This is a genomic window from Arthrobacter sp. Soil_C_60 (genome assembly GCF_057656375.1).
In genome coordinates, this window is record NZ_JBDGKM010000015.1 from 25,019 (window position 1) to 38,700 (window position 13,682).

The following is a 13,682-nucleotide window of genomic DNA, read 5'->3' on the forward strand; positions in this document are numbered from 1 at the left end:
CACATTTCGATAGAATCATGCCATGACAATGAGGAGACAGCCGCAGCGCGTCGCGGTGCTCGCGCTCGACGGGGTCTATCCCTTCGAACTCGGCATCCCCAGCCGGATCTTCGAGGCGGTCGAGGGGCTGTACGAGGTGTCCACGTGCAGCGTCGACGGGGAGCCGGTGCGCAGCGCGTCCGACTTCACCATCGGCGTCGAGCACGGCCCCGAACTCCTGGAGACCGCCGACATCGTGGTGATCAGTTCGATCTCGACGCCAGCTATCCCCGTGGAGCTGCCCGAGGACGTCGCCGCGGCGCTGAAGCGCATCGCCCCGCAGGCGCGCGTCGTCTCGATCTGCACGGGCGCGTTCATCCTGGCCGCTGCTGGGATGCTGGACGACCGCCGGGCGACTACGCACTGGCAGCTCACGGATCTCTTCCGCCGACGCTTCCCGCACGTCGAACTGGCCCCCGAGGTCCTCTTCATCGACGACGGGCCGATCCTCACTTCGGCGGGAGCGGCTTCCGGCGTGGACGCGTGCCTCCACGTCGTGCGCATGGACCACGGCAGCGAGGTGGCCAACACGGTCGCGCGCCGCTGCGTCGTCCCGCCGTTCCGCGACGGCGGCCAGGCGCAGTACATCGAGCGGCCCTTGCCGGAGCTCGGGAGCATCGGCACGGCCCACGCCAGAGACTGGGCACTGGGGCACCTCCGCGATCCCCTCGACCTCAGCACGCTCGCGCGTGTCGCGGGGATGAGTCCGCGGACGTTCTCGCGCCGGTTCACCATCGAGGTCGGGGTCAGTCCCGGCAAGTGGCTCGTCGGCCAGCGGGTCGCCCAGGCGCAGCGGCTGCTGGAGAGCAGCGACCTCCCGATCGACCGGGTAGCCGAAGAGGTCGGATTCGCCACCGGCGCGTCCCTGCGCCAGCACTTCCAAGCCGCAATGGGCGTGACGCCCACCGGCTACCGCCAGACCTTCCACGGCTTCGCCTGATCGCTGGGCCCGAAGACTTCGATGCCTGCTACGCGCACGGTGTTCGGCTCTTAAGTCGCTCATGGCACCCAGATGGAGGTCGCCCGTTTCGTCGTGGCCAGGATGGAGCAGACGGCTTCGACTCCGGCCTTGGAGGCTTCCGGTCCCATTTCAGGACGTTGTCCAGCAGTGCCTGGACGGTTTGGTCCTGGTTTTGGCATGCCCAGGCGACGCCTTGAGGGCGCCTCCATGAATCCGGCGGCTTTGTCACCGCTGTTGAGGGTTTTGCCGGGGCGACAATCCGTTGCCGTACATGCTGATTCCGATGTCACCGCGTCTATACCGTAGGGGGGTATTGTATAGTTTTGTCGGATCCGGCCTACTTTCGGGATGGCCGGGCAGGTAATGGATTACGAGAAAGGGCGGCTGGATGCATTCGCACAGCGAGGAAGCAAAGTACATGTCCGATATCAAGGACGCTGTGCCGGAGATGGTTTCGGCGTTCTTCGGGTTCGACAAGGCGGTGTTCAGCAAGAGCACCGGCAACCTTGACCTGGCGACCCGCGAGCTGATCGCGGTCGGTGTTGCTGTAACCACGCAGTGCCATTTCTGCATCGAGGATCATGCCAAGCGTGCGGTCAAGGCCGGTGCGTCCAAGGCCGATGTCGCTGAGGCGGTGATGGTGGCGGCCGCTCTGCGTGCCGGCGGCGGCGTTACGCACGGGTGGAAGGCGATGAAGAGCATCGCCGATGACGAGTAATCCCTTGTCTTCTCACGGGCAGTACCTGGAGGAATGAACCATCCGGTCTTGTGCCCGCGCGTGGTTTAGTTGTCCTCGTCGGCGCGGGGCTGCCCGCGCCCATTGAGTGTGAGCAGCGCCAAGACCACCGCGCGGGCAGGAGGCCGAAGAGCAGGCAATTTCCCGGCCAATGCCCGCGGGTAGGGCCTCGCCTCCTACATCTACTCTCAAGACGTGAACCGTATATTCCGCGTCTGGGAACAAGATGAATTCGGACAGTCGGCTACAACGAGGGCGTGATTTCCAATGCCGCCGCTCCATCGGCAGTGCGGCAGTCCGACTTGGGCAGCGAGGGCGCAGAGGGTTTGACCGAGTAAAGAACCGTCCAATACATCGGCATCGGGACCCCTATGACAGCTGATGTAGGCGCTGTTATCAGCCTTTTGGGTTCGCTCGCGTACTCCCCAGACCAATTGGCCGGGAGCGAAACGGGTTCCTGCCGGGCAGCATGCGGCCCAGCTGGGAATCGTCCGCAGAGAAGCTAAGGCGCGACTGGCAGGGTTGCGTCCCCGCACTCCAACAGCGAGAGCGCCAAGTACGCCTTGTTGGCGGCTTCGGCGTGCTTCAAGTCAAGCCATCGTGGGCGGCTGGTCAGGGAAGCAGTCCGTGGGTGTCAGGAGCGGACGAAGCGGGCGATGGCGTGGGAGGCTTCCTGGATTTTGGCTTCGGCGGCTTCCGGGCCGAGATGGGCTGCGTCGAGGAGGCAGTGCTTCATGTGGTCGTCGAGGAGTCCCAGGGCGACGCCTCGCAGGGCGGAGGTCAGGGCCGAGATCTGGGTGAGGATGTCGATGCAGTACTGTTCCTCGTCGACCATGCGGTGGATGCCGCGGGCCTGTCCTTCGATCCGTTTCATGCGGGCGAGGTAGCGGGCTTTGCCGGAGATGTAGCCGTGGGCTGTATGGCCGTCGACGGTGGTGTCCGCAGTGGCAGGGGTGGTGTCCATGGTGGCTCCTGGTCTTTCTTTCTTGGCGGTCTGCGAAGCAGGTCCGGCTACGTTCCGGCCCCGGACCTGCTGACACCCCCCCCGGGTTGGGCGTCAGCCCGCGTTGCGTAGGTGGCCGGGTCGGCGTCGAACTTCGGTCCGCAGCCGGCCCAGCACGGGCCCAGGCAGACACCGAAGAGAACCTCCGCGCCAAAATACCGTCCCTGAACTAAAAACCGGACATTCAGCGCACCGCCGCGGCCCTTCAGCACAGAGAAGGGCCGCAGTACGCCCAGGAGAAACGCGTGACCAGGCACAAGCACCCTGAACTGCCGTCCCAGCTACTGAGTGCCGTAAACGGCCGCTACGTCATATGCGCCGTTATCGGCGTTCGCCTTTACTCGCATCGGATACAGGCTGGGTACGGTGGGGGCAGGTTTCCCGACCCCGACGGCGGTGCCGGCAGAAGGCCGTTCGATGACGCCGCGGGGCCAAGGGCCATCGCGTCGGGCATCGGCATAATTCCTAATCCCCTGACTAGAACAAGGCGTTGCTGTGTTCTTCGAGGGCAGGGCTTTTGATGGGTTAAAGAGGCGGGCGCCAAGGTCAGGGTGGGATAGATGCGGTTCGTTCATTGACAGCAACTCTATGGACGGCATTCGTAAGGCCTTTGCTGTCGAGTTCAGCAGGATCTTTGTTTGAAATCTGCAGGGGCAACCAGCGCACCTCCGGCGAGACATCTCGCAAGGGAGAGGGAAAGATGCTCGGCAGCGGCGCCAGAACGCCAATCGCCATTGCCCGCCATTGCCGTCCTGATCTTCTCTAACCACACAGGCCCTGCCGATATCCAGTACCGGGAGATCAGCGATTATCTAAGCCGCGAGCAGAAAGCCCGGACAGGGCCGCGCTTCGTCTGAGAGCAGCCCGAGGATGTAGGCGGCCGCGTTCTCCCGCTGCTCGGACCGGGCGAACCGCGGCCCGAGCAGCCGGGTGATCTCTTCCAGACCCTCCGCCCACTCCCGCACCCCAGCCACACAGATATCATCTCCCGCTGGCAGTGAGTAACATCGGGGACACCGGGGAACTAGCTAAAATTCCGAGATGGAAATGCGACTGTAGTGCTAGCGGACTACGACGGTACCGTAAGGAACCAGCTCAACCGGGCCGATGAGTCCGTACCGCTGGCGGGCGGCGGCACCGAAGACCTTTTGGTTGCTGACCCTGAGCCGGTTCAGCAATGTCGTTGCTACCTCGATTTCGATGGTGTTCTTGCCCGGGTGCAAGGCCATGCCCAGATCAACGACTGTCTGCAGCGAAGTGGGGGCCTGAAGCTCGGCGCCATTGACCGTCACACGGAAAGTATCGAAGACCTCGCCGAGCTTCAGGTAGGCGCCCACGCCGTGGCTCCACCGTTGATCGAGCTGGAACGTGGTTCGGTAGATGCCGATGCCGGAGGTGTCCTCGAATCCGGACAGTTCGCTCCACGGCTTGAGCTCTTCCAGCTCAACGGTCCGCTTGCTCTTTTCCGTTTCCGTGGCGGTTGATCCCGGCTTCCAGTCCTCGATTTCCACTGCCCAGTTTCGCAGCGTGGCTGGTTCTGGAACGTCGGGAATCGTGAATGTGCGGGTGGCGGCCTCGGACAAGCTGGCGACATAGGCGCCGCCGGTCGCCGCACGGAGCCTAACCGACTGGTCGTCCACCACCACCGTATCGGCGTCGGTATGGACAACCTGCGGCAGCTTCGCGTCCTGCTTCCGGTTCCAGGCGGGGTGGGCCACGGCAATGATAGTGCTTTCGCCCGGCTCCAGCGCCAATCGAATCCGGATGCCGCCGTCGTCCTTGGTGAACTGCCCGACGCGGTTGATCTCTCCGGTCCAGGCATCGAGGCGGTAGGGAACATCCGAATCCCTGTTCGAGTGGATCCAGACATCCTGTTCGACCCGCTCGAGGCGCCTGTTTTCCGCGTGCTTGGCGTTGGCGATATAGTACAGGTCCGCGCCATCGAGGGCACGGTGCATATGTATCAGGGTGGACTTCACATGCTTGATCTGGCGCTCGATGCCCAGTTCCGCCAGTAGCGCCGGGATTTCTGCCGCATTGGCTGCCAGCCGCACAGTCGGCAGAGCCAGGGTGCGGTCTACCCACTCCCGGATCATGGCATTGTCGGTGCCCTGAGCCAGGCCCTCCACAGTGGGATTGTTCCAGGCGCCAACGAAGATCACCGCAAGGCCGTCTGCCGCCAGCTGGTGGATCCGCTCGGCGGCGCGGACGGTCAGGGTGGGGCGCCTGCCGCGGAACGCATCCGCTTCGACGATCATTGCCTTGTAGGCTGGGCCCTCCGGTGCAAGCCTCCCATTACGGACCGTGGCCGACTCCCAGTCCAGCACCGCTGCGCTGAGAAAGCCGTGGCTCCACCCGATGGGGATGCCGTCATTGGTGCCCCACTGGGCGCCGATGCCGGTGCTGGCCCAGCCCTTCTGGCGGTAGTAAACCAAGTCCAGCCGGGGACGACCGGACTGCAGGATCCACTGGGCCCGGCGCAGATAGGCGGCGATGGACGGTATATGGCGCCAAGTCGGCTGGCGTGGGCCCCAGGCTTCGGAAAAGCCGGGGGCGTTGTTGAAATACGGGGAGAACGCGGCGAATCCCGGCCATTCGGCTCCCGGGGCGTCGGCATAGGGGAACCCATGCAGGACAGCCTGGTTGACGCCGGCCGTATAGATGCTGTTGACGGTGGTCAGCACCCGGCTCCACGGAACCGCGTAGGCGCTCCCGTGGTAGGCCGCAGCCTCGCATGACAGGATGGTCTGCCCGCCCATGTCACGTCCGCCGGCCATGATCCGGTAGTCGTCAAGGTTCTTGAACCCCAGGGACTCTGTCTCTGGCTGGTCCAGCAGCCCGGAGTACTCTAGCGTGTCCGTCTCCAAGCCGTAGGCCTGGATCCGCAGTTCCAGTCCTAGGGCGTTGGCCCACTTCTTCAATGGAACCAGGTGGTTGTCCCGGTAGAGGTTGCTGAAGACCTGGGCAACATCGTCCCGGACCCGGGAGGTCTCGTCCGGGTCGAAGGTGTAGAGGTACTTTTCCTTTGACTCGATGACCACGGGCAGGTACGGCAGCAGATCGTAGCCGTTCTGGGTGCGGAACTTATCCAGGAAGCCGGGAGTCCAGAGGGTTGCGTCCGTCTCCATTTCCAGTGAATCTTCGAAGAAGGTGTTTCCGGCCTTCTTCAGTAGGCGGCGGATCTTCGGCGTCAGAATGTTCTTGTCCCAGTATCCGGTGATGGCATCCGTACCGAGTCTGCTGAAGTGGTCCACAACGTAAGAGTCCGGAGACGTGTGGGGCCCGGCCTCGGGCATCTGTCCGGATCCGCGCTGCCAGTAGGCCAGGATCAGCCAGTCGCCGTAGGGAGCTGTCCACCTGAGCCGCCCGTCGGAAACCTGGTCCGTCAGGTCCACAAGCGAGCTCTGCTCGAGCGTCGATTCACGGTTGGAACGGGTGGCTATCCGCACCGCCTGAACCGCGATGAGCTGCTGCTTCGTGACGCCTTCGGCCGCGGCATGCAGCGCCGCCGGGACGGCGTCGTTGTAGGTGTTGCCGCCAGCTACCTCGACGGCGCCGTGGGCCAGCTCGGTGACGGCCGCCGGGTCGTCAGGCGTCACCGTCGGCAGGGCAGACGGCCAGGATGGACCCGCCGTCAAGTCGATCGTGACACCCTGTTCGGTTGCCGCTTCGAGCGCCGCCTCGAGGCCGGCCTTCCATGCCGGCGTCGCCCAGCCGTGGCCCTCCGGATCCAGGCCGGAGCGCACGCTGTGGTGTACATCGGCAATTTCGAGCCCTCCGAAACCCGCCTCGCTTATGGCGGCAACCTCGCGCTTAATCTGAATCGGTTCAACATGGCCATTGGGCCACCACCAGCGGAATCGAGCAGCGGCGGTGTTCGGCGGCTCCCGGAAGGAGCTGGCAAACCCTCCTTTCGTCGTCGAGGCTTGAGTGGGGGCGCCAAAGGCCTTCTGACCTGCGGTTGGCCAGACAGCTAAGCCCAGACTGGCTATCGCGGTGGCACCGATTAGCTGTCTTCGGGTTGGCGATGCTTCAGTTGTGAATTTGGTACTCGAAGGAGAATCAGTAGACATCGGCACCCTCTGTTGTTTTTAAACGTTTCATTTGACGAGCCAAACCCTATGAGCCGCATCACAACAAGTCAATATCGGGACTTCCACGACAGCGCTGGCCAGTGATCCGGAACGTGTCCGACCACCCCCTGCGCCGCAACATGCGCTGCGTCTTGCGGTGACCTTCCCAGCGATTCGCCAACGCTCCTGCGGGTGGGGGAGGGCTGTGCGCACGTAACCGGCAAGTTGCCCAGCAGAGGGATTGTCGACTTGATGCGAGTTGGATCGTTGGTTTCACTGCGTTGACACTGGCGTTCGCGCGGTGTTTGTCCGGACAGTCGATCCCCCGGGTGGATCCAAAGACCGGTTGATGCCTTTGAAGGGTTTGCAAAAACGCGTCACCGCTAGCCTGAAACGAATCAATTTTTCTCTAAACAGTTGACGCAGAACTCGGAATGAATCTATGATTCATGTCACAGGCGATTCTGAATCGTTTCAGACTTTGTTTCAATCCTCAAAGGTGCGGTCCCTTCATGCGAGTTCCAAACGACGCCCATACCGAGCACACAGTCCCTGGTCCGGAAGTGACAGGTTCCACCGTGTTGTCGCTGGTCCATGCGGCCAAGACGTTCGGCCCGGTAGTAGCCCTGGCTGACGGAAACATAGAGATCCGTGAAGGCGAGATCCATGCCCTCATGGGTGAGAACGGTGCCGGCAAATCCACCCTGGTCAAGATCCTTGCAGGAGTGCATCATCCGGATTCGGGTGACTTCCGCGTCAGCGGCGAGACTGTGGTTTTCCGCAATGTGGCTGAGTCCAAGGCCGCCGGCATTTCGGTGATCTACCAGGAGCCCACTCTTTTCCCCGACCTGACGGTAGCCGAAAACATTTTCGTGGGCCGGCAGCACAAGGGAAAGTTCGGTCTGATCAGCCAGTCCGAGATGCGGCGCCAGGCGGCACAGCTTTTCGACCGTCTGGGCGTCGCCATCGATCCCGGCCGGGTGGCGGAGGGCCTGTCCATCGCCGATCAGCAGATTATCGAGATCGCGAAGGCCATTTCGCTGGATGCAAAGGTGCTCATCATGGATGAGCCGACGGCCGCGCTCAGCGGAGTGGAAGTTGACCGGCTCTTCGCGGTGGCGCGCGGGCTGCGCGACCAAGGCACCGGCATTCTCTTCATTTCCCACCGTTTCGAGGAAGTGTTCGCGCTCTGTGACCGGATCACCGTCATGCGGGACGGAACGTATGTTTCCACCCACGTCACAGCGGACGTGACGGTGGAACAGATCGTGCGCGAGATGGTCGGGCGCGACATCGCTGAGCTGTTCCCCAAGGAGCCGGCTGAAATCGGGGAACCGGTTCTGGGCGTCCGGGGTCTTAGCAGGGCGGGGGTTTTCCGGGATATCAGCTTCGAGGTCCGGGCCGGGGAGATCGTGGCGCTTGCCGGCCTCGTTGGCGCAGGCCGAACAGAGGTTGCCCGGGCGGTCTTCGGCATCGACCCGTACGATTCCGGCGAGATTTCCTTCGACGGCAGGCCGCTCAAGGCCCGGAATCCCCAGGCCGCGATCAACGCCGGCATGGGGTTCGTTCCGGAAGACCGGCGCAAGCAGGGACTGGTCATGGACCTTTCGGTGGCACGCAATATTACCCTGACCCTGCGCAACCGGTTCGCGAAAGCCGGACTGATCAACGGCCGTGCCGAACGCTCGGCAGCCGAGGAGTGGAGCAAGCGGCTGCAGGTCAAGGCCGGTTCTCCCGAACACGCCGTCTCCACCCTGTCCGGCGGAAACCAGCAGAAAGTGGTCCTGGCCAAGTGGCTCGCCACCGAGCCGCGCTTTTTGATTATTGATGAGCCGACCCGCGGCATTGACGTCGGAACCAAGAGTGAAGTGCACCGACTCATCTCGGACCTGGCCGGCCGCGGCATCGCCATCCTGATGATTTCTTCCGAACTTCCCGAGGTTCTCGGGATGGCCGACCGGGTCCTGGTCATGCGCGAAGGCCGGATCACCGCCGAGCTTAGCCGGGACGAGGCCAACCCCGAGTCCGTCATACATGCCGCTACCGTCTCCGCAGAAACCAACTAAGGCAATCATGGATAACACAAACACAGATACCCGGGCCCAGAGCCGGAGACCGGCAGGCGGCAGCGTCACGGCGTCAGCGTCCAGGAAGAGCGGCAAGGGCGTACTGGGATCCGTGCTCCACTTGCGCGAACTGCCGGTCATTATCGCCCTTGTACTGCTGGTCCTGGTCACTTACCTGAACAACCCTCTGTTCCTGTCCGCGCAGGGAGTCAAGGACCTGTTGCTGAACGCGACGATCATGATGATCCTGGCTGCCGGGCAGACACTGGTCATCATTACCCGGAACATCGACCTTTCCGTCGGGTCCGTCCTGGGCCTGGTGGCATTCGGAACCGGTTCCCTCTTCGCCGCGATGCCGGACATGCCGATAGCCCTGGTGTTCCTGATCGGCATGGCGGGCGGCGCCGTCCTCGGTTCGATCAACGGCTTGCTGGTCACGGTTGCCAAGGTACCGGCCCTGGTAATCACGCTGGGCACTCTCTACGTTTTCCGGGGACTCAACAACGCCTGGGCGGGCGGAACCCAATATTTCGCGGATGACCGCCCCGATGCCTTCGGCGCCCTTGCGGTGGACACCGTGCTGGGCTTTCCCATCATCACGATGCTTGCCCTTCTCGTCGTGATTGCCGTTGCCGTCTACATGTCCGGCACCCGCCCGGGCCGTGACCTGTACGCCATCGGATCGGACCCGGATGCAGCGAAACTCTTCGGCATTCCGGTCTCCAAGCGGGTTTTCCTGGCCTTCCTGGCCAATGGTGCCCTTGCCGGGCTGGCCGGCGTGCTCTATGCCAGCCGCTTCAACTCGGTTGGTGCGACGACCGGAACGGGTATGGAACTCGATGTCGTCGCCGCGGCGGTCGTGGGCGGTGTGGCCATTTTCGGCGGCAGCGGCACCGTAGCCGGCGCCGCGCTGGGCGCCCTGCTGCTGACCACGATTACCAGTTCGCTGACCGCGCTGCGGGTGGATAAGTTCTGGCAGCAGGCCATCGTGGGCGTGCTGATCCTGGCTGCCATCATCATCGACCGCGTGGCCAGCCTGCGCACCGCCAAGAAACTTCGGATAAGCGAGGCCCGCAATGTCTAAGACCGCAGCAGATACCAGCACGACCCTGGCCAACGAGCCCAAGGGGCGGACCGGTGCCGCCCGGATCCTTTTGGGCCGCGATGCCATCATGATCTACGCCCTGGCCGCGTTCATCCTTTTCGCTTCCATCGGCATGGAGCGCTTCGCGTCGCCGGTGACCGTGGGCTTCCTGCTTCTGGACGTGATCCCGGTCCTCCTGATCGCGATGCCCATGACCCTGATCATCATCACCGGTGAGATCGACCTGTCGGTTGCCAGTATTGCGGGCCTGACCAGCGCCTGCATGGGCGTGCTCTGGGCAGGCGGGATGGACATCGGCATGGTTCTGGTGCTCAGCCTCCTCGCCGGCGTAGCCGCCGGCGTCTTCAACGGGTTCCTCATCGCTGTCCTGGGGCTGCCCTCGCTGGCGGTGACCATCGGCACCCTGGCCCTGTTCCGGGGTCTCGCACTGGTAGTCATCGGCGACAACGCCGTGGCGAACTTTCCGACCGGGCTGACCGCCTTCTTCACGTCCAAACTCGGTGCCACCGGCATCCCCACCGTGATGATCGGTGTGATAGCGGTGATCCTTTTCTTCGGCATCCTGCTGCACTTCACCCCGTTCGGCCGCGGACTCTACGCCATGGGATACAGCAAGGAAGCCGCAAGCTTCATGGGGATCAAGGTCGCCCGCAGCAAATTCTGGCTGTACGTGGCCAGCGGCACCGTCTCCGCCATGGCCGGCATTTACTGGACACTGCGCTACACCAGCGCCCGAAGCGACAACGCCTCCGGCCTGGAACTTGCCGTGATTGCAGCCGTGCTGCTCGGCGGGGTGTCCATCTTCGGCGGCAAAGGCTCGATTCCAGGGGTCCTCGCTGGCGTCCTGCTGATCGGCACCCTGAACTATGCCCTGCGCCTGGGCCGTGTCTCCGATGTCGTCCTCATCACCGTCACCGGCCTGCTGCTCATCGCTTCGGTTGTTGCCCCGAGCGTCGGCTCCGCCATCGGCCAATGGCGACACAACCGGAGAGTCCGCCGAAACTTCAACCAGACCAGCACACCAACGTCCGGCGCAGTCAGCGCCTGAACCCGCATCCGAGAGGAAAACAACAATGACGTTCATTCGAATCACTGCAGGCAAGCGGAGGCATCTGTCCTCGCTGGCCGCCGTCGGCACTATCCTGGCCCTGTCCCTGACCGCGTGCGGGGGAGGATCCGGCACGGCAGGAGGCGAAGGCGGAGCCGAAGGCGGCGACCAGACCATCACCTTCATCCCCAAGCAGCTGAACAATCCCTATACGGACGTGGTTCTCGGCGGCGGCGAAAAGGCGGCAACGGAAGCCGGCTTTGCTTCCTCCCAGATCGTCGGCCCGCTCGAAGCGTCGGCCTCCAGCCAGGTCTCCTTCATCAACGCCGAGACCCAGGCCGGAACCAACGTTATCGCGATTGCCGCGAACGACCCTGACGCCGTTTGCACGGCTTTGGGTGAGGCGCGTTCGGCCGGGGCCAAGATCGTTGCCTTCGATTCGGACACCAACCCGGATTGCCGCGACCTCTTCATCAACCAGGTCGTAGCCAAGGACGTGGCCCTGATCCAGCTGGAACTGATTTCCGAGCAGATCGGCGGCAAGGGTGACATCGCCATCCTCTCGGCGACCGCGAACGCGACCAACCAGAACGAATGGATCAAGTTCATGGAAGAGGAACTGGCATCCAACCCCGAATACAAAGACATCAAGCTGGTGGCCAAGGTCTACGGCGACGATGACGACACCAAGTCCTTCCAGGAGGCCCAGGGATTGCTGCAGGCCTACCCTGAGCTGAAGGGCATCATCTCCCCGACCACCGTGGGCATCGCGGCTACCGCCCGCTACCTCTCCCAGTCCGAGTACAAGGGCAAGGTGGCGCTGACCGGCCTGGGCCTGCCGAATGAAATGCGCCCGTTCGTCAAGGACGGAACGGTCACGGAATTCGCCCTCTGGGACCCGGCCCAGCTCGGTTACGTCGCGGCGTTCGCAGGCAAGGCGCTGGCCGACGGCGAGATCACCGGCGCGGCCGGAGATGCCTTTACCGCAGGCGAACTCGGGGAACGCACGGTCGAAGAAGGCGGCACCGTCATTGTCGGACCGCCTACCGTGTTCAACAAGGACAACATCGACGACTACGACTTCTAGACCCTTGGGCCGGTTCCGGCCACTTCCCTGGCGGGGCGGATGTTCTTCCGCCCCGCCAGACTTTGCCTGTCCAGGCCCGGAACGCAACGGTTCTGCCCCTGCCACCTTCTATAGAAATCCGAAAGAAAGAACATGAAACGCATCTGCTTCCAGCTTCAGCTCAAGCCCGGGCGCATCGATGAGTACAAGCAGCGCCATGCCGAAGTATGGCCTGAGATGCTGCGAGCCCTGAAGAGCGCCGGATGGCATAACTACTCGCTGTTCCTGCGGCCGGACGGACTGCTGATCGGCTACTTCGAGACCGAAGACTTGGCCGCTGCCCAGGCGGGCATGGCCGCCACGGAGGTCAATGCGCGCTGGCAGGCGGAAATGGCGGAATTTTTCGAAGACCTCGACGGTGCACCCGACCAAGGGTTCGTGCAGCTGGCCGAAGTATTCCACCTCGAGGACCAGCTGAGCCGTTCCGGTGCCGACAGCGGAACTACATAAACAAAATCCTCAGGATTCATAAGGATCTAAGGGAGAGGAACCGGCGCCATCGCACTGGTGCTGGAGCGCACCACGAGTTCCGGCTTAAACACGACGTGCTCACGTGGCGCGGATGGGTTTTCCAGTTCCTGTGTGAGCAGGCGGATCGCGGTCCGGCCGATCTCCTCAGCGGGCTGTCGGATCGAGGACAGGGGAACCACGGCGGAGCGTGCGAAAGCAATGTCGTCGTACCCGATCAAAGCCACATCCCGGGGAATGTCCAGAGAATTCTTCAGCAGGACGGACTGCATGACCCCGGTGGCCAGCAGATCATTCGCGCAGAAGATGCCATCCGGCAGCAGGTGCCGCGGGCGCTGGACCAGCGCGTCGCCCACGTTCCGGCCGGCCAGCACGTCCAGGTCTTCGGTGGGAAGGAACTCCAGGGACACCCCCGGATGCTCCGCGGCCGCCTTCTCTGCACCCCTTAGACGGTCCGAGACTTGTTGTAGGTGCCGGCCGCCGCCCACGAAGGCGATACGTTTACGGCCCATGTCCAGCAGATGCGAAGCGGCCAGGTACCCGCCGTGCACATCATCGACGGACACCGAGTTGTAGAGATCCGGATCGCCGTGGCTGTCCACGAGCACTACGGCCAGGCCACGGGCCTTCAACTCAGCCACCCGTCCGGAAAGATCCCCGACCGGGGATATCAGCAGACCCTGGACGCGTTGCTCCTCGAACAGATCGATATAGCGGGATTCGCGCTGCCGGTCGTGACGGCTGCTGGCAAAGACCACGGAGCTGCCGCCCGTGGCGGCTGCATCCTCCGCGCCGCGGGCCAGGGACGCGAAGAACGGATTGGCTGCATCCAGCATGATCAACCCGATCGTGCGGCTGCGCCCGGCCCGAAGCTGGCGTGCGGCGTCGTTGCGCACGAAACCAAGCTCCTCGATGGCCTGCAGGACTTTTTCCCTGGTCCGCGGTGAAACCCGCTCCGGATGGTTCAGAACATGGGAAACGGTGCCGACCGCGACGCCCGCCCGGTCGGCGACATCCTTCACACTTGCCGAGCGCATTCTGCCTCCTGATTTTCCTG

General features: G+C 63.4%; 10 protein-coding genes. 7 read left to right on the top strand and 3 right to left on the bottom strand.

Annotated elements, in window-relative coordinates:
* The first annotated feature begins 22 nt into the window (after positions 1-22).
* Together AC3A4M_RS21115 and AC3A4M_RS21120 are read left to right on the top strand one after the other, a co-directional pair.
* The gene (locus AC3A4M_RS21115; protein ID WP_498738365.1) at positions 23-979 is read left to right on the top strand and encodes a GlxA family transcriptional regulator; all 957 of its coding nucleotides are present in this window, start codon (positions 23-25) and stop codon (positions 977-979) included.
* A gap of 409 nt (positions 980-1,388) precedes the next feature.
* Positions 1,389-1,718: a carboxymuconolactone decarboxylase family protein gene (locus tag AC3A4M_RS21120; protein WP_498738366.1), complete on the top strand. Its 330-nt coding sequence runs from the start codon at positions 1,389-1,391 to the stop codon at positions 1,716-1,718.
* Between the two features lie 652 nt (positions 1,719-2,370).
* Here AC3A4M_RS21120 and AC3A4M_RS21125 read toward each other — a convergent pair.
* Positions 2,371-2,700 (bottom strand): metal-sensitive transcriptional regulator, encoded by a 330-nt coding sequence (locus AC3A4M_RS21125; RefSeq protein ID WP_498738368.1) that lies wholly within the window; start codon positions 2,698-2,700, stop codon positions 2,371-2,373.
* Positions 2,701-3,800: 1,100 nt separating this feature from the next.
* The gene (locus tag AC3A4M_RS21130; protein ID WP_498738370.1) at positions 3,801-6,812 is read right to left on the bottom strand and encodes a glycosyl hydrolase; all 3,012 of its coding nucleotides are present in this window, start codon (positions 6,810-6,812) and stop codon (positions 3,801-3,803) included.
* Between the two features lie 512 nt (positions 6,813-7,324).
* Here AC3A4M_RS21130 and AC3A4M_RS21135 point away from each other — a divergent pair.
* The 5 genes from AC3A4M_RS21135 (at position 7,325) to AC3A4M_RS21155 (ending at position 12,607) form a co-directional block, all read left to right on the top strand.
* Positions 7,325-8,878 (top strand): sugar ABC transporter ATP-binding protein, encoded by a 1,554-nt coding sequence (locus AC3A4M_RS21135; RefSeq protein ID WP_498738372.1) that lies wholly within the window; start codon positions 7,325-7,327, stop codon positions 8,876-8,878.
* A 7-nt stretch (positions 8,879-8,885) separates the two neighbouring features.
* Complete coding sequence (locus AC3A4M_RS21140; protein WP_498738373.1) at positions 8,886-9,962, top strand: ABC transporter permease; 1,077 nt, start codon at positions 8,886-8,888, stop codon at positions 9,960-9,962.
* Positions 9,955-11,031: an ABC transporter permease gene (locus AC3A4M_RS21145; RefSeq protein WP_498738375.1), complete on the top strand. Its 1,077-nt coding sequence runs from the start codon at positions 9,955-9,957 to the stop codon at positions 11,029-11,031. The genes AC3A4M_RS21140 and AC3A4M_RS21145 overlap by 8 nt, the downstream gene beginning before the upstream one ends.
* A 25-nt stretch (positions 11,032-11,056) precedes the next feature.
* Positions 11,057-12,118, top strand: a complete 1,062-nt coding sequence (rhaS, locus tag AC3A4M_RS21150) for a rhamnose ABC transporter substrate-binding protein (protein WP_498738377.1) — start codon at positions 11,057-11,059, stop codon at positions 12,116-12,118.
* A gap of 132 nt (positions 12,119-12,250) precedes the next feature.
* Positions 12,251-12,607 (top strand): L-rhamnose mutarotase, encoded by a 357-nt coding sequence (locus tag AC3A4M_RS21155; protein ID WP_498738379.1) that lies wholly within the window; start codon positions 12,251-12,253, stop codon positions 12,605-12,607.
* Positions 12,608-12,633: 26 nt separating this feature from the next.
* Here AC3A4M_RS21155 and AC3A4M_RS21160 read toward each other — a convergent pair whose 3' ends face one another.
* On the bottom strand, positions 12,634-13,662 hold the full coding sequence (locus AC3A4M_RS21160) for a LacI family DNA-binding transcriptional regulator (RefSeq protein ID WP_498738381.1): 1,029 nt from the start codon (positions 13,660-13,662) through the stop codon (positions 12,634-12,636).
* Positions 13,663-13,682 lie beyond the last annotated feature (20 nt).

Excerpts from the sequence above, each read along its gene's own strand:
- AC3A4M_RS21115 (WP_498738365.1), top strand. The coding sequence starts at position 23 with ATGACAATGAGGAGACAGCCGCAGCGCGTCGCGGTGCTCGCGCTCGAC.
- AC3A4M_RS21120 (WP_498738366.1), top strand. The coding sequence starts at position 1,389 with ATGCATTCGCACAGCGAGGAAGCAAAGTACATGTCCGATATCAAGGAC.
- AC3A4M_RS21125 (WP_498738368.1), bottom strand. The coding sequence starts at position 2,700 with ATGGACACCACCCCTGCCACTGCGGACACCACCGTCGACGGCCATACA.
- AC3A4M_RS21130 (WP_498738370.1), bottom strand. The coding sequence starts at position 6,812 with ATGTCTACTGATTCTCCTTCGAGTACCAAATTCACAACTGAAGCATCG.
- AC3A4M_RS21135 (WP_498738372.1), top strand. The coding sequence starts at position 7,325 with ATGCGAGTTCCAAACGACGCCCATACCGAGCACACAGTCCCTGGTCCG.
- AC3A4M_RS21140 (WP_498738373.1), top strand. The coding sequence starts at position 8,886 with ATGGATAACACAAACACAGATACCCGGGCCCAGAGCCGGAGACCGGCA.
- AC3A4M_RS21145 (WP_498738375.1), top strand. The coding sequence starts at position 9,955 with ATGTCTAAGACCGCAGCAGATACCAGCACGACCCTGGCCAACGAGCCC.
- rhaS (WP_498738377.1), top strand. The coding sequence starts at position 11,057 with ATGACGTTCATTCGAATCACTGCAGGCAAGCGGAGGCATCTGTCCTCG.
- AC3A4M_RS21155 (WP_498738379.1), top strand. The coding sequence starts at position 12,251 with ATGAAACGCATCTGCTTCCAGCTTCAGCTCAAGCCCGGGCGCATCGAT.
- AC3A4M_RS21160 (WP_498738381.1), bottom strand. The coding sequence starts at position 13,662 with ATGCGCTCGGCAAGTGTGAAGGATGTCGCCGACCGGGCGGGCGTCGCG.